We start from the raw sequence: 21,100 nt of genomic DNA, 5'->3' as shown, positions 1-21,100 counted from the left end.
ATTAGTGCACCGCAACTGCGACGCCAAGCCGTACTTTTGTGCTTGCGCGATGCGGACCCGCCATTGAGACTGCCTGCCACGAAATGCGGCAGGATCGGCTGCCCGCAGGTCTTGTCGGCTTGCGCCAGAACGTGGCTCTGGCGTGTTACGAGGAAAGGTCCGGAAATGCATGTATTCAAAGGCGTTTGCGCCATCGTTGCGCTGGCTCTGGCCGGCGGCCCGGCCCTGGCGAAGGACCCCGTCAAGATCGGTCTGATCACGACCCTGTCGGGTCCCGCCGGCTATCTTGGTGCCGATATCCGTGACGGGTTCATGCTCGCGGTCGAGGCCAAGGGCGGCCCGTTCGAGGGCAACAAGCCGGAGGTGATGATCGAAGACGACGGCGTCAAGCCCGGTCAGGCCAAGGCGATCGCCGACCGCTTCCTCAAGTCCAGCAACGCCAAGATTTTCACCGGCATTGTTTTCGGAAACGTCGCGGCCGCTGTGGTGCCGGACGTGCTTGAAGCCGGCGCCATCTATGTCAGTCCGAACTCCGCTGCGACCGCCTTTGCCGGCAAGGACTGCAACCCGAACTATTTCGTCGTGTCCTTCCAGAATGACGGGCAGGGCGAAAGCGTCGGCGCGCTGGCAAAGTCGCTCGGTTACAAGAAAGCATTTATCCTGGCGCCGAACTATCCGTCCGGCAAGGACATGCTGCAGGCCTTCAAGCGGGAGTTTGGCGGCGAAATCGTCGCAGAGAAATATACCAACCTCGGGCAGACCGACTTTGCCGTGGAAATCGCCGAAATCCGGGCCGCCAACCCCGAGGTCGTCCACGGCTTCCAGCCCGGCGGCATGGGCATCGCGTTTTTGCGCCAGTATCACCAGGCCGGTCTGAAAATCCCGCTGGTGATGCATGCCGCATCGATGGACCAGGCCATGGTGAAAGCGCTCAAGGATGCTGGCGTCGGCGTCCAGGTTGCCAGCCAATGGAACGACGATTTCGACAATCCGGCGAGCAAGGCATTCGTCGCTGCCTGGAAGGCCAAATACGGCGACCGTCCGGTCACGAGTTATGCCGCGCAGGGCTACGATGCGGGCCTTCTGATCGGATCGGGACTAAAGGCAACGAACTTCAGCACCGACAACATGGACGCGCTGCGCGCTGCGATGCGCAAGGCCGACTTTGCGTCGGTGCGCGGGAACTTCAAGTTCGACAAGAACCAGCATCCAATCCAGGACTGGTATGCGCTGACGGCCGAGAAGTCACCGAGCGGCGACTTCATCCTCAAGACCGGGAACAAGGTGCTGTCGAACCATGGCGACATCTACGCCAAGGATTGCAAGATGTAAGTTGTCGCCGCGTCTGGTCGCGTCGGTGATGTGGTAACGAACCGGCCGGTCCCATGGACGCTCCATGGACCGGCCGGATTTTTTGACGCTATAACGCAGCACCCGCCGTCGTTGCGCTGACGCGTCCGCGCAAGCCGTCTCATCGAAGCGCTGCGATTTTCATGATCGACGTTCTCAATCTCGCGCTTCCGTATTTCGGGCTGATCTTTCTCGGTCTCGCCTGCGGCCGCCTGAAGCAGATCCCGGATACCGGGCTCGCCTGGATGAATTTCTTCATCGTCTATGTGGCGCTGCCCTGCCTGTTCTACCGGATCGTGGCCAAGACCCCGCTCGAGGAGCTGGTGAACGTATCGTTCGTGGTGGCGACCAGTCTGTCCACCACCATCGCCTTCTTCATTGCGTTCGCGATCGCGAAACTTGGCCGCCGCACCATGCCCGAGGCGACCATCGCGGGCCTCGCCGGCGGCTACGGCAATATCGGCTATATGGGCCCGGGGCTGGCGCTCTCGACGCTGGGGCCGCAGGCGGCCGCGCCGGTGGCGCTGATCTTCTGCTTCGACAGCATCGTCCTGTTTTCGCTGGTGCCCTTCCTGATGGAGATTGGCGGCGGAGAGCGGCGCGGCTTCTGGCGCTCGGTCCTGTTCGTCGGCAAGCGCATCGCGTTGCATCCGTTCATCATCGCGACGCTGCTCGGCGTGCTCTCGGCTGCTTTGCATTTCGAGCCGCCGGTGGCGCTCGACCGGCTGATGCAGTTCCTACAGAACGCGGCGGCCCCCTGCGCCCTGTTCGTGCTGGGCGTGACCGTCGCGCTGCGGCCGCTGCCGAAGCTCGCCTGGGATGTGCCGGCGATCGTCCCGGTGAAACTCGTACTGCACCCGCTGATCGTATTCGTCATGCTGGCCTGGTTCGGGCCGTTCAGTGCCTCATGGACCTATGCCGCCGTGCTGATGGCGGCGCTGCCGCCGGCGCTGAACGTGTTCGTGCTGGCGCGGCAATACGACGTCTGGGTCGAGGAGGCCTCCGGCTCGATTCTGATCGGCACCATGGTGTCGGTCTTCACGCTGACGAGCGTGATGTGGCTGGTGCAGACCGGGCTGCTCCCCGCGACGCCGTTCTAGCTTCCACCGCGCCTCTGCTATCCTCGCTGTTCAGAGGGGAGCGAAGCGATGCCGCAGCCGCTGTCGGGGATCAGGATCGTCGACCTTACCAATCTGCTGCCGGGCCCGCTGGCGACGCTGATGCTGGCGGAAGCCGGCGCCGAGGTGACCAAGATTGAGCGGCCGGGCGGCGACGACATGCGCGGGTATGCGCCGCAATGGCAAGGAACCGGCGCGGCCTTCAGCCTGCTCAACCGCGGCAAGAAGAGCCTGACACTGGATTTGAAGAGCGCAGCCGGCGCGACGGAGCTTCGCGCACTGCTTGAAAATGCTGATATTCTGATTGAACAGTTTCGGCCTGGAGTATTGGCCAAACTGGGCTTCGCCTACGAAGCCGTGCGGGCGATCAACCCCAAACTGATCTACTGCTCGATCACAGGCTACGGCCAGACCGATCCACGCGCGACCGAGGCCGGACACGACCTGAACTACATCGCCAGCACCGGGTTGCTGGCATTCCAGCCCGGTCCGCCGGATCGGCCCGTGGTGCCGCCGGCGCTTGTCGCCGATATCGCGGGTGGCACGTTCCCTGCCGTGATCAACATCCTGCTGGCGCTGCGCCAGCGCGACCTGACCGGCGAGGGCTGCCATCTCGATATCGCCATGACCGATGCGATGTTCACCTTCGCCTGGCGGGCGCTGTCCGGTTATTGGGCCAGCGGTTCGCTTGCAACGTCCGGACAAAGCGAACTCACCGGCGCCACGCCGCGCTATCACCTGTATCCGGCCAAGGACGGCGGGATCGTCGCCTGCGCGGCGCTGGAGGACCATTTCTGGCGGCGCTTCGCCTCTCTGATCGGACTTGATGCTCCGCTTGCCGACGACCGGCGCGATCCCGACGCAACCATGAATGCGGTGGCGGCCATCATTGCGAACCGCAGCGCCGCAGAGTGGGAGCCAGTTTTCGCAGAAGCGGATTGCTGCGTCACCATCGTGCGCACGCTGGAAGAGGCGTTGCGCGATCCGCATTTCGTGGGCCGCGGCCTGTTCGCTCATAAAGTGCGGGGCGGGCAGGGTGCGACGATTACGGCGTTGCCGGTGCCGATCGATCCGCAATTCCGCGAGCCGGAAGGCAGCGAGAAGGCCTCGCCGCCGCCGTTATAGGAGCGCCTCGCCGCGCATCAGCCGTGGCTGTGCCGCACGGGGCATCACGCCTTCGCGCATCATCGCGCGCCGCAGCGGGCCGATGGTGTTGAGCATGTGCAGCCCGATTCCGCGCAGGCCCTGCACCGGAAGAAAGCCCGAGAGCAGCGACCGGTTCATCAGATCGACCGCGATGGTGCGGCTCATGACATCGGCGCGCCGCTCGCGATCGTAGCGATCGATGACCTCCGCCGACCCCGGATCGTCTCTATGGTCCGCCGCGATTTCGGCAATCGCCGCGGCATCGCGCAAGCCGAGATTGAGACCCTGCGCTCCGATCGGCGGGAAGCGGTGGGCAGCCTCTCCGATCAGCGCGATCCGCTCGGCCGCAAACCGGCTCGCGGTGTCCATCACCAGCGGGAAGGCGCCGTGGCCGGGATCGGCCTTGATCTTGCCGAGGATCGAATGCGAGCGGCGCTCCAGCTCGCGATCGAGTTGATCGCCCTCGAGCGATTGCAGGTCGCGTGCGGTGGCCTCGTCGACCACGCAGACGATGCTGGATCGGTCCCCCGGCAAAGGCACGGTCGTGAACGGGCCATGCTCGGTATGGAATTCGGTGGAAATATCGCGATGCGGACGGCTATGCGTGACACTGTAGGTCAGCGCGACCTGCGGATAGCTCCGGCTCTGCACGGCGATACCGGCGGCGGTCCGGCACAGCGAGTTTTTGCCGTCGGCGCCGATGGCGAGCCTGGCCTCGATGGTGTCGCCGCCGGCCGTGACGATCGTGACGCCGTCGATGTGGCTGTCGATTGCGGCCGCGTCGTCCCGGATCAGCTGCAGGTTGGGCATCTCCGCGGCGCGGGCTTCCAGCGCGGCGATAAGACGGCGATTTTCGATATTCCAGGCAAAGGCCTCGAGCCCGATCTCGCCAGCGTCGAAACGGGCTTCCGGCGCCCGCCACAGCCTTTGGGTGGCGTCGACGATCCGCAGGGCCGCAAGCGGAGCGGCATGCTCGCGGCAGGCGTCCCAGACCCCGAGCGTTTCAAGTGCGGCGACCGAACTGGCCAGCAGCGCGGTGGTCCGGTTGTCGTCCGGAGCCTGGCGCGCGACCAGCGCGACCTCGAACCCGACCGAGGCCAGGGCAAGCGCCGCCGTCAGGCCGGACGGCCCTCCGCCAACCACCGCTGTGGCCGTTACCCGAGATGACGATTTCATTCGCCTGACAATCCTTTGCGACCCTTATCTACGGGTCCGGAAACCATCCTGCCAGTGTGACATTTCCCAATGTGCCGGCACTGGGTTAGGAGTTAGGCTAGTGGAGCGAATTTGACATTCGCTACCCACCTGGCCGCAAGTTCGCAGAGCGAATGTCAAATTCAAAGCTCCACTAGAATCAGAAGTTTGCTAGTGGTCCTTTGATTCTAACGTTCGCAAAGAGGTCGCCGAAAAGGGATGCGAACGTTAGAATCAGACCACTAGTGCCATGACGCAGCTTTCCGCCGATACGAGGCCAATGTCGACCGGGCCATGGATGGCCGGTCTCGCCACCGCGTTGGCGCGTCCGAGGTGGATCGCCTTTGCTTGTATGGCGGTGCTGACGGCGTCCGGCTGGGGTTATCTGCTGGCGGTTGCGATGCAACAGGCTCCCGCGGGGCCGTCCGGGTTCCTCGACGCGATGTGCCGGGCCTTGCCAGCCGGAGCGACCGGCGGCGGCGTTGCGATCATCGCCACCATGTGGGTCGCGATGACGCTGGCCATGATGCTGCCGACCGCGGGTCCGATGATCCTGACCTATGGCGAGATCGCCGAGACCGCGCAGCGGCAGGGACAACGGATCGTCTCGCCGTCGCTCCTGATCGCCGGATATCTGACGATCTGGATCGGGTTCTCGGCCTTTGCGACATTGGCCCAGGCCGCGGCGATGTCGCTTGCCGCATCGCCCGGCGTGGCAAGCATCGCGATGCCGGCAAGCGCGGCCTTGTTTCTCACCGCCGGGCTCTATCAATTCTCGGCGCTGAAGCAGGCGTGCCTGCGAGCCTGCCAGCAGCCGTTCTCGTTTTTCTTCCTGAACTGGACGGATCGTCCCGGCGGCGTATTCCGGCTCGGGCTGCGACAGGGGCTTTACTGTCTCGGCTGCTGCATCGCGATGATGCTGTTGATGTTTGCCGCCGGTGCGATGAACGTGGTCTGGATGGCGCTGCTTGGGCTGGTGATGCTGATCGAGAAAATGTCCGTGTCTGCGATTTTCGGACGCGCCATTGGCATAGCATTGATCGCCGTGGGCCTCACGATCGTTGCAGTCTGGGGATCGGGTCTTGTGAGTTAGGGTCGGGAGACACATCCGTGCCGGATCAATGGAACCTCAAAGGCGAACTGACGCTGTCCTGCTCATGCACGGTGTTCTGCCCGTGCGTGCTGTCGCTGGGCGAGCATCCGCCGACCGAAGACCGCTGCCAGACCTGGGCCGCCGTGCGGATCGATCAGGGGCACTATAACGACACCGACCTTTCCGGCCTGAAAGCCGGGGTAATGATCGAAATCCCCGGCCTGATGTCGCGCGGAAACTGGACCGCGGCGCTGTTTGTCGACGAGGACGCTTCGATCCACGCGATGAAGGGCCTGACCCGCATCTTCACGGGAAAGGTCGGCGGCTCGACGCATCTGCTATCGATCCTGGTGAGCAGCTTTCTCGGCGTGCGTCAGGTGCCGATCAGCTATCGCACCGAAGGCCAGACCCGGCTCGTCACCATCGACAAGATCGTCGACGGCGCGATCACGCCCGTTGCCGGCAAGGCCAAAGACCAGAACGTCACCATCCGAAACAGCGGCTACTGGATCGCGCCGGACGTCACTATCGCGAAGGCCGACAAATCGCGCTTCCGTGCCTTTGGCCGCAACTGGAATTTCACCGGACGGTCGGCTGAAATCTGCCAGATCGATTGGGGCAACCGGTAGCCTGACGGACATGCAGCAGGACGGAAGCCACGCGCCCGGCCGGGCGGGACGGGTACGACCCTTTCTGGTGCATATCTTCACCGCCTGCGGCGCGGCCTGCGCGTTGCTGGCGATGCTCGCCGCCGCGAAGGCGGACTTCGTCACCATGTTCGTCTGGCTCGCGGTGGCGCTGTTCATCGATGGCGTCGACGGAACACTGGCGCGGCGTTTTCGTGTCGCTGAGATCCTGCCGCGCTGGTCGGGCGATGCGCTCGACCTTGTCGTCGATTTCACCACCTATGTGTTCGTGCCGGCCTTTGCGTTGGCCACCAGCGGACTGCTACCGCAACCGGCGGCGATCCCGCTTGCCATTGCGATCGTTGTCACCAGCGCGTTGTATTTCGCCGATGAACAGATGAAGACCGCGGACAATTATTTCCGCGGTTTTCCGGCGCTGTGGAATGCGGTGGCCTTTCATCTGTTCGTTCTGAAGTTGCCGCCATGGATCGCGGCGGCTGCGGTTGCCGTGCTCGTCGTGCTGACCTTCATGCCGCTGCGCGTCCTGCACCCGTTCCGGGTTCCGCATCTGCGCGTCGCCAACCTGCTCGCGCTCGCAGCCTGGTGCGCGCTCGGGGCCTATGCGCTTGTGACCGCGCTCGATCCGGGTCCTATCGTTGCGTGGCTTCTCGTCGTGATCGGGGTATATTTCCTCACTGTCGGTCTTGCGACCGCGGACGATTAGCAATCGAAAAGCCTTAAGACGAAACTGACAACCGGGATGGAAATGAAAGATATTGTCCTGATTACCGGCGGCGGCCGCGGTATCGGCGCGGCTACCGCCAGGCTTGCGGCGGCGCGCGGCTATGACGTCATCATCAACTACAAGAGCAATGCCGAGACCGCGGCGCAGGTCGTGCGCGACATCGAGCAAGCCGGCGGACGAGGACTCGCGGTGCAGGGCGACATGGCAAAGGAAGAGGATGTCGAGCGCCTGTTCAAGGCGGTCGATGGCTTCGGACCGCTGAAGCACATGGTCTATAACAGCGGCGTCACCGGCAAGAATTCGCGGTTCGAGGCGGTGTCGACGCAGACGCTGCGGGACAATGTCGAGATCAACCTGATGGGTGCGTTCTTCTGTGCCCGGGCCGCGATCCCGCGGCTGTCGACCAAGCATGGCAAGACGGGCGGCAGCATGGTGTTCCTGTCGTCGGTGCAGTCGAAGCTCGGCGCCGCCGGTGAATATGCGTGGTATGCCGCGACCAAGAGTGGGGTCGACGGCCTGGTCACCGGATTGTCGAAGGAACTGGCCGGTGAGGGCATTCGCGTCAACGCCGTATCGCCCGGCCCGATTGACACCGAAATTCACGAACCCGGGCGGCTGGCGCGGATCGCGCATCAATTGCCGACGGGCCGGGTCGGCACGCCGCAGGAGGTCGCGGAAGCGATCCTTTTCCTGATTTCGGATGCCGCGAGCTATACCAGCGGCACCACCCTGACTGTATCTGGCGCGCGCTAGGTCTCGTTCCCGCGAGCAAGCGCGCGCTTGCGCCGGGCGCGATGCCGCCTATGATCCCGGCCGGTTTCGAGGCCCGCCGGTTCGAACGGGCTCGTCAGGGAGAGTGGTCATGGTCGCAGCGGTCCGGGTTCACAAGCATGGCGGGCCTGAGGTCCTCACCTTCGAGGATATCGAGATCCCGGCGCCGGGGCCCGGCCAGATCCGGATCCGGCAGCATGCCTGCGGGGTGAATTACATCGACACCTATTTCCGCATGGGCATGTATCCGTCGCCGGTCGGGATGCCGTTTGTGTCCGGAAACGAGGGCGCGGGCGAGGTGATCGCCGTTGGCGAGGGTGTCTCCGAGATAAAGGTCGGGGATCGCGTTGCCTATGTCGTCGCGCTCGGCGGCTATGCGGCCGAGCGGCTGCTGCCGGCCGACCGGGTGGTTAAAATCCCGGCGGCCATCTCCTACGAGCAGGCCGCCGGGATGATGCTGAAGGGCATGACCGCGCAATACCTGCTGAACCGCACCTACAAGGTGACCAAGGGCTCGACCGTGCTGATGCACGCCGCGGCCGGCGGCGTCGGCCAGATCCTGTGCCAATGGGCGAACCATCTGGGCGCCACCGTGATCGGAACCGTGGGCTCCAAGGAAAAGGGCGAGATCGCCAAGGCCAACGGTTGCCACCACATCATCTATTACCGCGACGAGGATTTCCCGACCCGCGTCAAGGAAATCACCGGGGGCAAGCTTTGCGACGTGGTTTATGACGGCATCGGCAAGACCACGTTTCCGGCCTCGCTCGACTGCCTGCGGCCGCTCGGCATGTTCGCAAGCTTCGGCTCGGCCTCCGGCCAGATCGAAGCCTTCAACATCAATATCCTGCAGACCAAGGGTTCGCTGTTCGCCACCCGGCCGACGCTGAACAACTATGTCGCCAAGCGCGAGGACCTGGTCGCGACCGCGGATGACCTTTTCAAGGTCGTCTCCAGCGGAGCGGTCAAAATCCCCGTCAACCAGACCTATGCCCTCAAGGACGCCCGCAAGGCGCATGAGGACCTGGAAGGGCGGGAAACCACCGGATCGTCGATCCTGATCCCGTAGACGGCATAACGTTTGCTAGTCTGTGACCCGCGAATCTAATCTCTCCGTTCGTCCCCGTACCCGGGTCTGCGCTTTGCGCAGCCCGAGGGTAAACGTCACCGGGGACCCAGGAGAACTGGAGTCCCGCTTTCGCGGGAATGAACGCGGATAGTGTCGGGTCGAAGCAATGGACGTCTTTCTCGGCGAATGGGGCAATCTGCTGCTGCGCTGGGCCCACATGATCGTGGGCATCGGCTGGATCGGCACATCTTTCTATTTCATCGCGCTCGACTATTCGCTGAACCAGAAGGAGCGCAAGAGTCCGGGTGTGTTCGGCACTGCCTGGCAGGTGCATGGCGGCGGCTTCTATCACGTCGAGAAGTTCACGGTCGCGCCGCCGCATCTGCCGCCGCATCTGCACTGGTTCAAGTGGGAGGCCTATCTCACCTGGGTCACCGGCTTCGGGCTCCTGATCATCCAGTATTATTTTCACGCCAGCGCCTACCTCATCGACCCGTCGGTGATGCCGCTGGAGCCGTGGCAGGCGATCGCCATTTCGATCGCCTCGCTCCTGGTCGGCTGGGTCCTGTATGACGGCCTGTGCCGGTTGTGGGGCGAGCGCACGATCCCGCTCGCGATCTCGGTCTTCCTGCTGATCCTGCTGGCGAGCGTGCTCTACACCAACGTGTTCTCGGGGCGCGGCTCCTTCATCCATGTCGGCGCTTTCATCGGCACCATCATGGCCTTCAACGTCTTCGTGACCATCATCCCCGGCCAGAAGATCATGGTCGGGCAGTTGCTGCGCGGCGAGGAGCCGGAGGCGAAATATGGCAAGGTCGCCAAGCAGCGCTCGCTGCACAACAACTACCTGACCTTGCCGGTCCTGCTGATGATGGTGTCGCCGCATTATCCGTTCCTGTCGGCGCATCCGCATGCCTGGATGGTGGTGGCGCTGATCCTGCTCACCGGCGGGATGTTCCGGCACATCCTGAACCAGATCGATATAGGCCAGCCCTGGGAAAAGTACGGCTGGGCCGCGCCGATCACGGCGTTTGCGCTGATCTGCGCCATCTTCATCACCGCGCCCCGGCAGGCTGCGACTAGCGGGCCGCCGGTGTCGGACGGCGAAGTACTGGCGCTAACGGCCAAGCATTGCGTGATGTGCCACGCCAGACGGCCGACGCATGAAAGCTTCAAGGAGCCGCCCAAGAATGTTACGCTGGAGACGCTCGCCGATCTCAAGCGCTTTAACCAGCTCATCATGATCCAGACCGTCCGCAACAAGGCGATGCCGCTCGGCAACCAGACCAACATGACGGACGACGAGCGTGCGCAATTGGGACGCTGGCTCAGCGCTCATTGATCATGACCGCTCCCGCCGACATTGAAGCGATCGGTGCGCGCGCCGAAACCATGCTGGCCGAGCTTGGCGCGGTTTCGTCCGAGCCGCAGCGGCTGGTGCGCCTCTATCTCACGCCCGAGCATCGGCGCGCGGCCGACCTGATCGGCTCCTGGATGCGCGATGCCGGTATGACCGTGACCGAGGACGCGCTCGGTACGGTGCGCGGCCATTGGCGGCCTGACTTGAAAAGGCGGCTTCTGATCGGCTCGCATATCGACACCGTGATCGATGCGGGAAAATACGACGGCCCGCTCGGCGTCGTCGCCGGAATCCTCGCGGTTCGCGAGCTTATGGACCGCGACATCGACCTGCCGTTCGGCATCGATGTGCTCGCGTTCGGCGACGAGGAAGGCTCGCGCTTTCGCACCACGCTGGCCGGTTCGTCCGCCTGTGCCGGCGTGTTCGACCGCTCGTCGCTCGCCTTTCCGGACCGCAACGGCATTTCGCTCGGCGATGCGATCGAGGCCTATGGCAAACGCATCGATGATATCCCGGCCGCAGCCTACAACCCCGCCGACGTGGTAGGCTTCGTCGAATTGCATATCGAGCAGGGGCCGGTGCTGGAAGCGCAGAACCTGCCGCTCGGCGTGGTGACCGGCATTGTCGGGCAGAGCCGCATGCGCGTTGTCGTGCTGGGCGAGGCCGGGCATGCCGGCACGGTGCCGATGCGCATGCGCCAGGATGCGCTGGCGGGCGCGGCCGAACTGATGCTGCTGATCGAGCAGACCGCGCGCGAGAACGAGGACGACGGCATGGTGGCAACGGTCGGACGCATCGAGGCGTCGCCCGGTGCGACCAATGTCATTCCTGGGCGGGTCGGCTTTTCGCTGGAATTCCGGTCGTCGTCGGACGACAAGCGAAAGGCCGCGATCGAACTGATCAAGGCGGACGCGCAGCGGATCGGCGTCAAGCGCAAGCTGGAATTTGCTTTCGAGCCGTTCCACGAAACCAGTACCACGGCCTGCACGCCGGCGCTGCAGGCCCTGATGGAGGATGCGATTGCGTCGCTCGGATATCAATCGATCCGATTGCCGTCCGGCGCAGGGCACGATGCACAGGTGATGGCGAAGCTCTGCCCGATGGCGATGCTGTTCGTGCGCTGCAAAGGCGGCATCAGCCACAATCCAGCGGAATTTGCCAGCGAAGCGGACATAGGACTGAGCGTCGCGGCGCTGGTGCGTTTTATCGAGAAATTGGCCGCCGAAGAGGCGAAACGGGGCGCAGCATGAGCGATTTCATCGATGCCAATTTTCCGCGCGAAGTCGAATTCCTGAAAGCGCTGGTGCGCGTGCCGTCCGACAATCCGCCAGGCGATTGCGCGCGCCATGCCGAGGAAGCTGCGCGCCTTCTCGAAGGGCTCGGATTCAAGGTAGAGCGTCACGTGGTGCCCGATGAGATCGCCAAGAAGCACAGCATGGCGTCGGCGACCAACCTGATCGTGCGCGAGACCTTCGGCAGCGGGAAAGGGCCGGTGATTGCCATGAACGCGCATGGCGACGTGGTGCCGCCCGGCGAAGGCTGGACCCACGATCCCTATGGCGCGGAGGAAAAGGGCGGCGCGATCTATGGCCGCGGCGCCGCGGTGTCGAAGTCCGACTACGCGACCTATGCCTTCGCGCTGCTGGCGCTGAAGGACAATCCGGCCGGGCTTAACGGCACCGTCGAACTGCACCTGACCTATGACGAGGAGACCGGCGGCTATACCGGTCCCGATTGGCTGCTGAAGCAAAAGCTGACCAAGCCCGACATCGCGTTCTCCGCCGGTTTCTCCTACGCGGTCGTCACCGCGCATAACGGTGTCTTGCATCTCGAAATCACGGTGCGCGGCAAGCAGGCCCATGCCGCGATGCCCGAGAGCGGCGCCGATGCTCTCGAAGCCGCGAACAAAATTCTTGCGGCGATCTACAAGGAGCGCAAGCGGCTCAACCGGATCAAGTCGAAATCGCCCGGCATCGGTTCACCGAAGATCACGGTCGGGCAGATGGCCGGCGGCTTTGCCACCAATGTGGTGCCGGACAAGGTGGTGATGCGGCTCGATCGCCGTCTGATTCCGGAAGAGAACGGCAAGAAGGTCGAGCGCGAGCTGATCGCCCTGATCAAGCAGGCCGGCGCCGGCAAAGGCATCAAGATCGACTGCAAGCGCGTGATCCTGGCCGAACCGCTGCGTCCGCAACCGGGCGTGAAGAAGATCGTCGAGATCATCCAGCGCCACGCCAAACGCGAACTGAAGACCGCGATCAAGGAGATGGGCGTGCCGCTCTATACCGACGCGCGCCACTACAGCGCAGCCGGCATTCCGACGGTGCTGTATGGAGCGGGTCCGCGTTCGATCCTCGAGGCGAATGCGCATTCGGCCAACGAGCATATCAGACTGTCGGACCTTAAAGCGGCGACGAAAATCGTCGAAGCCTCGCTGCGCGACCTGCTGAAGGCCTGAGGCCGTTTGTTGTCGCGATAGCTGCGGAGTTTGGCTATCGCACCAGCGACGATTCCACGCTGTTGCCATAGGCACCGAGTTCGTTGCGGTCGCCGGCGCGCGGCGGCGCTTCGGTCGGCTTGCCTTCGCCGCGGCCGAGCAGGGGACTGGATACCGCATCCCGGACATATCCGTCCGGAGTCCAGCGGCCTGCAGCCGATTTGAGGTGGTAATCGCCGTTCTCCGGGTCGGCAAACAGGGGGTCGACCGGCGGGATGATGCCGTCGCCGAAATTTACCCGCAGGCCGTTCGCGCCATACCGCGTCTGCACCATCGAGTGCGATATGTTGATGCGCACGTTGTTGCAGTTCTGATCGCAATTGGCGGCGATGTCCTCGTTCGGTTTGTTGCCCCAGAAGATCGCATTGATGAAGGCATAATTGTCCGGCGCGCCGGAGCCGGCATCGATCCGCACGCCGTTGCCTGGGCCTTTGCAGCCCGGGGCCTTCGCATTGATGCTGGTCAGGTGATCGAAGCGCCCGACTGTCGGACCTTCGGCGGGGCCGCTGTCGAGATAGATATTGCCGCCGCAATTGCCGTCATAGACTTCGTGATAGCTGCGGCAGGACGCGGATTCGTCGCAGAACATGCCGCCGCCCGCGATACCCGCGCTGTTGCCACGATAGACGTTCCAGTTCAGCCGCGCATCGGTTTTCTGGCCGCTGCCGATATCCGCGCCGATGAACAGGCCGCCACCCCATTTGGTGACGGTGTTGCGGGTGAACAGGTTTGCGGTGATCCGCAGCGTGGTGCCGAACAGATAGACCGCGCCGCCATGCGAGGTCTCCGGCTCGACGCCGTGATTGTTGTCGACCCAGTTGCTCTCGACGGTGACGGTATTTTCCTTGGTGTCGTCGTTGGTAAAGATGGCGCCACCACGGCCGCAGCTGTTGTTGCGAAACACGTTGTGCGTAATCCGCCCGCTGACATTGGTGAGGGATACTCCGCCGCCGGCCAGCTTGTTGTCGGTACAGCGGTTGTCATGGATGAAATTGTTGGTGACGTCGAAGCGCTGCGACTCATAATGCTCGCGCACGATCGCCTGCGAATAGCCGCTGATGTCGAAGCCGTCGATGACCGTGCGCGCATCGCCTTTGGGGGCGGGATCCTCATAGCGGATGAACGAGCCGCGTCCATTGCCAACCGCTCTCGTGATGAAGGTTGAGGAATCGCGTCGTTCGAAGCCGCGCTGGAAACCTCCGGCAAAGGTCAGGTGCTTCTCTCCCGGTTTGATCTCCTCGCGATAGAGCCCTTCCGCAACGCAGATAACCGCGCCCGGTTCGGCGGCGTTGACGGCTTCGCCGATGGTTCGGAACGGGCTGCGCGACGATCCGTTGCCGCGTCCTGCGGTGGAGTCCACAAAGAGATTGCAACGCGGCAACTCGGTCGCGCGCGCAGCGGTGACCCAGCGGGGTGCGCCGCGCTGGCCGGATGCCGGCGCTGCGGGCTGCGGAGCGGTCGCCGGGGTCGGTTGCGGGCGCGGCGGGGCCGGGGCCAGAGGTGGCGCCACGGCGACCTGCGGTGCGCGCTGCGTCGCCGGCCGCCCTTGCTGGGTCAGGAAGATGCGGCCGCCGCGCGTCTGATCGTAATAGGCGGGATATTGCTCGTGTCCGATGGTGGCAGCGAGACGGGCAACCTCTTCGCGCATGTCGATGACGATATCGGCGAGATGGGCGTCGGTTCGCGCCAGCGCCGGAATGAGAACGCGGGTGAAGACCGAATTGGGCGACCGGTCGGCGTCGCCCAGCCGGTCGAGCGCGGCTTGTCCGAAGCCGGCGCTGTAGATCGTGAAAACGCCCTCGGCCTCGCGGGACCGCGACAGGCCGGCCTGGTTGCCGACCGAGCGGGTCAGGCCGGCTTGCCGGAACGGATTGTCGCGGCATGCGTCCAGCACCATGATCAGCACGCGCGGCTTGGCGGCCTGGATATCGGCAACCAGGTCGGATTCGCCGAGCGCCATGTTCCGCACCCGGATTTCCTCTCCCTGCTGCGGCAGGGGAATGTCGGCGGGCAGCAGATAATTTGCGCCCGACAGCGACACGCCGTGGCCGGCGAAAAACACGAGCGCGATATCGCCCGGCTTGATGGCGCGCGTGAACCTGACGATGTGATCGACGATCTGCCCGCGGTCCAAATTCTCGCCGCGGATGACGCTGAAGCCGAGTTGCTGAAGCGCGTTGCCCATGGCGCGGGCATCGTTGACCGCTTTCTGCAATTGCCGGTCGGCCGGAAGATTGGGATAGCGGTCGTTGCCGATCACCAATGCGACCCGGTTCTGCGCCCTCAGGTCGCCGCAGCCAAGAAGTAGCGCGCATGCACCGATCAGCAGACAGACCAAGTTTCGCATCGATGCCCCAGCCCAATGAAAAGCCGTCCGCCCGAAAGACCCGCAACAGCTCGGTCGCGGACCTGCGCGATCCGGTTCAGATCACCTTTCGGAATTGACCCGACAGGCGCATTGGGGAGGGCGCGGCGGCGCGGCGCAAATCATTTTTGCGCTATGGGAGGCCAGAAGGATCAGATCGCTGGGAGTTCCGACCGCAGATAAGTGCCGGCGGACGGTGCCGCTCAAAAGCCGACGACGCTGCCGTGCAGATCGTAGGCGTCGGCGCGCTCGATTTTCACCTGGGCGAATTCGCCGACCCGCAACGGCCGGCGGCTGGTCACATGCACCGCGCCGTCGATATCCGGCGCATCGGCCTTGCTCCGACCCTTGCCGCCGTAGGGCGTCAGTTCGTCGATCAGCACTTGCTGGCGCGTGCCGACCTTGCGCTTCAGACGGCGCGCCGAGATCGCCTGCTGCTTCTGCATGAATCGGTTCCAGCGCTCGTCCTTCAGCTCCTGCGGCACCGCGCCGTCGAGCGCATTCGAGGTCGCGCCGTCCACCGGTTCGTATTTGAAGCAGCCGACGCGGTCGAGCGCGGCCTCGTCGAGCCAGTCGAGCAGGAACTCGAAGTCGGCATCGGTTTCGCCGGGAAAGCCGACGATGAACGTCGAGCGGATGGTGAGATCGGGGCAGACCTCGCGCCACTGCCTGATCCGGTCGAGCGTCTTTTGCTGCGCACCCGGCCGCTTCATGCGCTTCAGCACCTCGGGGCTTGCATGCTGGAACGGGATGTCGAGGTAGGGGAGGACCTTGCCTTCGGCCATCAGCGGGATCACGTCGTCGACATGCGGGTAGGGATAGACGTAATGCAGCCGCACCCAGGCGCCGAGCTCGCCGAGTTCGCGCGCCAGCGGTACGAACTTCGCCTGGACCTCGCGGTCGTGCCAGAGGCTGGTCGCGTATTTGGTATCGACGCCATACGCCGAGGTGTCCTGCGAGATCACCAGCAGCTCTTTCACGCCGGCCTGCACCAGCCGTTCGGCCTCGCGCAATACGTCGGCGGCCGGCCGCGACACCAGATCGCCGCGCAGCTTCGGGATGATGCAGAAGGTGCAGCGATTGTTGCAGCCTTCGGAAATCTTCAGATAGGCATAATGCCGTGGCGTCAGCTTCAGGCCCTGCGGCGGCACCAGGTCGACGAAGGGTTCGTGCACCGGAGGCAACGCCCGATGCACCGCCTCCATGACGCTCTCGTATTGCTGCGGACCGGTGATCGCCAGCACGTTCGGATATTGCGCGGTGATCTTTTCCGGTTCGGCGCCCATGCAGCCGGTGACGATCACCTTGCCATTGTCCGCCATTGCCTCGCCAATGGCCGCGAGCGACTCCGCCTGCGCCGAATCCAGAAAGCCGCAGGTGTTGACGATCGTCACGTCGGCGCCGGCATGGCCCCGCGCGAGCTCGTACCCCTCGGCGCGCAACCGCGTGATGATGCGCTCGGAATCGACCAGCGCCTTGGGACAGCCCAGCGAAACAAAGGATATGCGCGGCGCAGCGGTCATGGGCGGCTTCTGATGGAGAATGCGGGGCGTTAGGGCAGGCGGGGGGCCGGGTCAACCGCAAAATCCGTCCTGACATGCCCAGCGCTGATTCCCGGCCGGAAGCAGCATCCTGGTCAGTGACGCGAAACCTGGGCGGTATGCAGATAATGACGGTGTCTCAATGGGTTAGCGGCGCGAAACCGCAATCTTTGTAAAATTTTAACGAAATCCGCATTTGATCGCCCAAGCATCGTAAGGCGTGCGTTTCCCCGCTTCCTCAGCCCATCGGCGCAGGCGGCGCAACGACCTCAGGGGCCGACACCGCATGTTCAACCTGCCGCGCCTAGCGATGGTCGGCCTGCTCGCCGCAGGTCTGTCCGGCTGTGGTTCGCTCTCGGTGCTGGAGGGCTTCCTGTCTCCGGACGGCGGTCTGGCCCAACAAAAGCCCGCAGCCGGCAAGGCCTATGTGTTTCGCGGCATGGGCGGACGTTTCGCGTCGTTCGAGATGGATTATCTGCGCGACAAGATCGAGGCGAGCGGCATCGAGGCCGAGACCTATAATCATATCAATTGGTACGGGCCGGCGCGGGAAGCGATCGCGCGCTACAAGAAGAACCCTCAGCCGATCATGGCAATGGGACATTCCGCAGGCGGCGACGCGGCGCTTGCCTTCGCCTGGAAACTCAAGGAAGCCGGCGTGCCGGTGAGCCTGATCGTGGCCTTCGATCCCACCCGAAAGGCGCCGAATGTCCCGAACAATGTCGACCGCTTCATCAACATCTATCAGTCGCTCAACTTCTTCGGCGGCGGATACATCCGCGCCTCGTCGGATTTCCGCGGCCATTTCGCGACCATCGACCTGAAGAATTACTGGGAAGTGCTGCACGTCAACATGGTCAAGATCCGCGGCCTGCAGGACAAGATCGTCGCCAAGGTGGTGCAGATTTCGACCCTTCCGGTGCAGCTCGAAGGACCGACGGTGCCGATCCGCTATACGATGCCGCGTGGCGAGCCGATCGAATTATGGGATTCCGGCGTCGCGATCCGCACCGAGCCGGGCGACACCGTGGGCAGTGTCGCGCAGCGCTATGCGGCCCCGGTCTGGGCCGTGGCGCAGTTGAACGATGTGAGTCCGAATGCGAGCTTCGAGGGCGGACGGCGGCTGATCATTCCGCGGCATCTCGAAGCGGCGGCGTTCGGGCCGCCGCTCGCGAGTTTTGCGCCGGTCCGCAACTAAGGATCGGCCTCAGTCTTCACTGAGCCTTCTTGCCGTCCTTGTCGAACTGCTTGAGATAGGCGGTCAGATCCTTGATCCGCTTTTCGTCCTTCAGTCCGGCATAGATCATCTTCGTGCCGGGAATCTTGGCTCGGGGGTTCTGGATGTATTCGGCGAACACCGCATCGTCCCAGACGATGCCTGACTTCTTGTTGGCCTCCGAATAATTGTAACCCTCGATCGTCCCGGCGGTGCGCCCGAACAGACCGTTCAGGTTCGGGCCGACGCCGTTCTTGGCGGTTTCGCCGACCTGGTGGCAGGCGCGGCATTGAACGAAGACCTTTTCGCCTGCGGCGGCGTCCTGCGCATGCGCGGGCATGCCGAAGGCAAGAATGGTCAGGGCGGCGGCGGCGATACGTGTCATTGCGATCCTCGGGAATTGTGGTCAGAGCGGGATAAAACGATAAGCGGCGCCTTTGCGTTCCACCGCGCCGTAGCCCGGCCAGGCGAGGTGAAAGCCGATCAGCGGAATGCGATCGGTGGCCAACTGGTCTAACAGTCGCTTGCGGGTGTTAATTCCGCGTTCGCTGTCGAAATCAGCGCCGATGCGCCATTCGGGCCTTGCGAACGAGATTGCTGCATGTGCCAACACGTCACCACCCACGATAAGTTGCTGGCCGCCGTCTTCGATGACGACCGCCATGTGTCCCGGCGTGTGTCCGGGTGTCGCGAGATACGTCAGTCCCGGGGCGACGGTTTCACCATTTTTGCGGCGCTCGGTCTTTGCCTCGATCGCTTTCAGGATGCGGCTCGATCCAAGCGCCATGCCTTTCAGGGCATCGGGCACGCGCGTTGCCGTGTCGGGGTTGCTCCAGAAGTCCCATTCGGCATCCGAGATCACGTAGCGCGCATTCGGGAAGCGGTCGCCATCGCCGAAATCGTCGATCGCGCCCCACAGATGATCGGCATGGCCATGGGTGAACACGACTTTGGTAATGCTGTCCGGCGCGATACCCGCGGCCTCGAGATTCTCCTGCAGCTTGCCGGCGGTCGGCTGGAAGCTCGGTCCGGATCCGGCGTCGATCAGAATGCGTTCGTTGCCGGATTTGACCAAAACGGCATTGGTTTGGGACGGAGCGCCGTCTTCCGGCAGCCCATGCGCTCTGAACAAAGCTGCGGCCTCGGACAACGGCGTGTCCGGCAGCGAGAATGACAGCGGTACGTTGAGGACACCGTCGCTGACGATCGTAACCTCGATCGCGCCGACCTTGTGCGTGACCGGAGCGGTCGCCGCCCGTGCGGGCAGCAGCGGCAGCGCCAGCGCCGCACCGATCCCTGCGAGCAACGCGCGCCGATGCGGCCGAAGCCGCACCGCCTTGTCTTGCTTTACGCGTGCGGAATCCGTGGCGTCGAACATCACGAGAAAATGTCGGTGATGATGCCCTGATACCAGCCCATATTCTCGGCCTGCGTCTGCTTGCGAAGCTCGGCGTCCTCGCCGGTCTTCGACACGAAGGTTTCGACCGCCGCGATCTTGCCGTCCTTCGGCTCGTAGCGTCCGCCGACCTTCACGGTGTCGTCGGTCTCGATCAGGCTCCAGCAGGTGTTGGTATAGCGGGCCGGGAAGGTCGGCGACTTCGTCAATTCGCCGCGGATCACCATGGCCGCGACCTTGGCCTGGCTGTTGGCGGAGAATGCCGATTTCGGCATGTCGCCGGCGATGCTGGCATCGCCGAGAACATAGATGTTCGCGTCCTTCGCCGACTGCATGCTTTCCGGCTTGATCGGGCAGAAGCCGCTCTCGTTGGTGAGCCCGGCATCGCGCGCGATCTTGCCCGCCATCTGCGCCGGGATCACGTTGATGAGCTGGGCTTTGTAGTCGCCCAGGTCGGTCTTCACCGTCATGGTCGAGGCATCGACGCCCTTGATGCCGCCATGCATTTTCGGATCCTGCCACTCGACCATGCCGGGATAATGTTTCTCCCAGCCTTCGACGAACAAGCCCTGCTTGGAGAAATTGGCCTTCGGATCCAGCGCGATGATCTTTGACTTGGTGTGCCCCTTCTTCTTGAGCACATGCGCCATCATCGAGATGCGTTCATAGGGCCCGGGCGGGCAGCGATAGGGGTTTGGCGGGCACACCATGACGATGGTCGCGCCGTCGTCGAGTGCGTCGAGCTGCTTCTTCAACAGCTGGGTCTGCGGGCCGGGCTTCCAGGCATGCGGCATGATTTCGCTCGCCTTTTCCGAATAGCCCGGAACGGAATCGTACTTGATGTCGATTCCCGGCGCGACCACGAGCCGGTCATAGGGCAGGGTGGCGCCGCTCGCGAGCCGCACCGTCCTCGTTTCCGGATTGATCAGCGCAGCCGGTTCATGCACCAGCGTGATGCCGTATTTCGCAAGCCCGGAATAATTCTGGGTGATCGAATCGAACGGACGGAAATCGCCCAGATAAAGATTCGAATGGAAGCAGGTGACGAATTCCTTCAGCGGCTCGATCAGCGTGACATGAACCGCGCCCTGTGAATCGCGCGCGACATACTTCGCCAGCGTCGCGCCGCCCGGGCCGCCGCCGATCACGACGACACGAGGCCTGGCCTGGGCGATGGCCGGAGCAGAGAATGCGCCGGCGGCCGCGATCGCACCGGCTCCCTGAATAAAATGTCTGCGGTTCGTTTTCATGATTTTCCTCCCTCGCGCTTTGCCGGGGCCGGAGCGACGCTCCCGAAATAGGCCGCCAACGCAGCGATTTCCTCTGGTGACAGCCGTCCCGCAATCGTTTGCATGACGGCATGTTCTCGCTTCTTAGTTTTGTACTCGTTCATGATCTGGACGAACGAATCCTCCGGCCAACCCACGATGGGAGGAATGCCGTCAAATCGTCCCGACAACTGGTGACAGGTGACGCACTCCGAAGACAGATATTGGCCGAAGGCGCGGTCGCCGGATGCGTGCGACAATGTCGCAGGCACGGCCGTGAGACCCGCGATCGGGGCGATGACAGCCGCAACGCAAGCAAGGTGCCAACGCCACCCCTGGATCATA

Annotated in this window: 19 protein-coding genes; 12 read left to right on the top strand and 7 right to left on the bottom strand. The window is 63.7% G+C overall.

The genetic code is table 11. The features are described 5' to 3' along the window. Positions 1 to 165 precede the first annotated feature (165 nt). The 3 genes from AC5I5I_RS23010 (at position 166) to AC5I5I_RS23000 (ending at position 3,593) form a co-directional block, all read left to right on the top strand. Positions 166 to 1,332, top strand: coding sequence for an ABC transporter substrate-binding protein (locus AC5I5I_RS23010; protein ID WP_495976992.1), 1,167 nt, complete (start codon positions 166 to 168; stop codon positions 1,330 to 1,332). A 161-nt stretch (positions 1,333 to 1,493) separates the two neighbouring features. After that, on the top strand, positions 1,494 to 2,450 hold the full coding sequence (locus tag AC5I5I_RS23005; RefSeq protein WP_495976991.1) for an AEC family transporter: 957 nt from the start codon (positions 1,494 to 1,496) through the stop codon (positions 2,448 to 2,450). Positions 2,451 to 2,498: 48 nt separating this feature from the next. Next, on the top strand, positions 2,499 to 3,593 hold the full coding sequence (locus AC5I5I_RS23000) for a CaiB/BaiF CoA transferase family protein (RefSeq protein WP_495976989.1): 1,095 nt from the start codon (positions 2,499 to 2,501) through the stop codon (positions 3,591 to 3,593). On the opposite strand, the gene AC5I5I_RS22995 is transcribed toward AC5I5I_RS23000, so the two are convergent. Further along, positions 3,588 to 4,790, bottom strand: coding sequence for a UbiH/UbiF family hydroxylase (locus AC5I5I_RS22995; RefSeq protein ID WP_495976987.1), 1,203 nt, complete (start codon positions 4,788 to 4,790; stop codon positions 3,588 to 3,590). The two genes, AC5I5I_RS23000 and AC5I5I_RS22995, sit on opposite strands and share 6 nt — an antisense overlap. A gap of 268 nt (positions 4,791 to 5,058) precedes the next feature. Here AC5I5I_RS22995 and AC5I5I_RS22990 point away from each other — a divergent pair, with 268 nt between their 5' ends. The 8 genes from AC5I5I_RS22990 to AC5I5I_RS22955 all read left to right on the top strand — a co-directional run bounded on the left by AC5I5I_RS22990 (position 5,059) and on the right by AC5I5I_RS22955 (position 12,930). After that, complete coding sequence (locus tag AC5I5I_RS22990) at positions 5,059 to 5,901, top strand: DUF2182 domain-containing protein (protein WP_495976985.1); 843 nt, start codon at positions 5,059 to 5,061, stop codon at positions 5,899 to 5,901. Between the two features lie 17 nt (positions 5,902 to 5,918). Beyond that, the gene (locus tag AC5I5I_RS22985; protein ID WP_495976983.1) at positions 5,919 to 6,530 is read left to right on the top strand and encodes a DUF1326 domain-containing protein; all 612 of its coding nucleotides are present in this window, start codon (positions 5,919 to 5,921) and stop codon (positions 6,528 to 6,530) included. A gap of 10 nt (positions 6,531 to 6,540) precedes the next feature. After that, complete coding sequence (locus tag AC5I5I_RS22980; RefSeq protein ID WP_495976981.1) at positions 6,541 to 7,251, top strand: CDP-alcohol phosphatidyltransferase family protein; 711 nt, start codon at positions 6,541 to 6,543, stop codon at positions 7,249 to 7,251. Between the two features lie 42 nt (positions 7,252 to 7,293). Further along, positions 7,294 to 8,025, top strand: a complete 732-nt coding sequence (locus AC5I5I_RS22975; protein ID WP_495976979.1) for an SDR family oxidoreductase — start codon at positions 7,294 to 7,296, stop codon at positions 8,023 to 8,025. A 109-nt stretch (positions 8,026 to 8,134) separates the two neighbouring features. Beyond that, positions 8,135 to 9,112: a quinone oxidoreductase family protein gene (locus AC5I5I_RS22970; RefSeq protein ID WP_495976977.1), complete on the top strand. Its 978-nt coding sequence runs from the start codon at positions 8,135 to 8,137 to the stop codon at positions 9,110 to 9,112. A 166-nt stretch (positions 9,113 to 9,278) separates the two neighbouring features. After that, positions 9,279 to 10,454, top strand: coding sequence for a urate hydroxylase PuuD (locus AC5I5I_RS22965; RefSeq protein ID WP_495976975.1), 1,176 nt, complete (start codon positions 9,279 to 9,281; stop codon positions 10,452 to 10,454). A 2-nt stretch (positions 10,455 to 10,456) separates the two neighbouring features. After that, complete coding sequence (locus AC5I5I_RS22960) at positions 10,457 to 11,722, top strand: allantoate amidohydrolase (protein ID WP_495976973.1); 1,266 nt, start codon at positions 10,457 to 10,459, stop codon at positions 11,720 to 11,722. Next, complete coding sequence (locus AC5I5I_RS22955; protein WP_495976971.1) at positions 11,719 to 12,930, top strand: ArgE/DapE family deacylase; 1,212 nt, start codon at positions 11,719 to 11,721, stop codon at positions 12,928 to 12,930. Before AC5I5I_RS22960 ends, AC5I5I_RS22955 begins: the two co-directional genes overlap by 4 nt. A 34-nt stretch (positions 12,931 to 12,964) precedes the next feature. Here AC5I5I_RS22955 and AC5I5I_RS22950 read toward each other — a convergent pair whose 3' ends face one another. After that, a complete protein-coding gene (locus AC5I5I_RS22950) occupies positions 12,965 to 15,316 on the bottom strand; it encodes a caspase family protein (protein ID WP_495976969.1) in 2,352 nt (783 codons plus the stop codon). Between the two features lie 221 nt (positions 15,317 to 15,537). Further along, complete coding sequence (gene rimO, locus AC5I5I_RS22945) at positions 15,538 to 16,857, bottom strand: 30S ribosomal protein S12 methylthiotransferase RimO (protein WP_495976967.1); 1,320 nt, start codon at positions 16,855 to 16,857, stop codon at positions 15,538 to 15,540. Positions 16,858 to 17,161: 304 nt separating this feature from the next. Between rimO and AC5I5I_RS22940 the strand changes: the two genes are divergently transcribed. Then, positions 17,162 to 18,073, top strand: coding sequence for a LysM peptidoglycan-binding domain-containing protein (locus AC5I5I_RS22940; protein WP_495976965.1), 912 nt, complete (start codon positions 17,162 to 17,164; stop codon positions 18,071 to 18,073). 16 nt (positions 18,074 to 18,089) lie between these two features. Here the strand turns inward: AC5I5I_RS22940 and AC5I5I_RS22935 are convergent, their stop codons facing one another. Genes AC5I5I_RS22935 through AC5I5I_RS22920 form a run of 4 tightly spaced genes read right to left on the bottom strand, consistent with a single transcriptional unit; the run spans position 18,090 to position 21,099 of the window. Beyond that, on the bottom strand, positions 18,090 to 18,476 hold the full coding sequence (locus AC5I5I_RS22935; protein WP_495976963.1) for a c-type cytochrome: 387 nt from the start codon (positions 18,474 to 18,476) through the stop codon (positions 18,090 to 18,092). Between the two features lie 21 nt (positions 18,477 to 18,497). Further along, on the bottom strand, positions 18,498 to 19,469 hold the full coding sequence (locus tag AC5I5I_RS22930; protein WP_495976961.1) for an MBL fold metallo-hydrolase: 972 nt from the start codon (positions 19,467 to 19,469) through the stop codon (positions 18,498 to 18,500). Next, complete coding sequence (locus tag AC5I5I_RS22925; RefSeq protein ID WP_495976959.1) at positions 19,469 to 20,737, bottom strand: FCSD flavin-binding domain-containing protein; 1,269 nt, start codon at positions 20,735 to 20,737, stop codon at positions 19,469 to 19,471. Before AC5I5I_RS22925 ends, AC5I5I_RS22930 begins: the two co-directional genes overlap by 1 nt. Then, positions 20,734 to 21,099 (bottom strand): c-type cytochrome, encoded by a 366-nt coding sequence (locus tag AC5I5I_RS22920; protein ID WP_495976958.1) that lies wholly within the window; start codon positions 21,097 to 21,099, stop codon positions 20,734 to 20,736. The genes AC5I5I_RS22925 and AC5I5I_RS22920 overlap by 4 nt, the downstream gene beginning before the upstream one ends. Position 21,100 lies beyond the last annotated feature (1 nt).

This window comes from Pseudorhodoplanes sp., from assembly GCF_059499825.1.
This window is presented reverse-complemented; position numbering and strand designations above follow the sequence as displayed.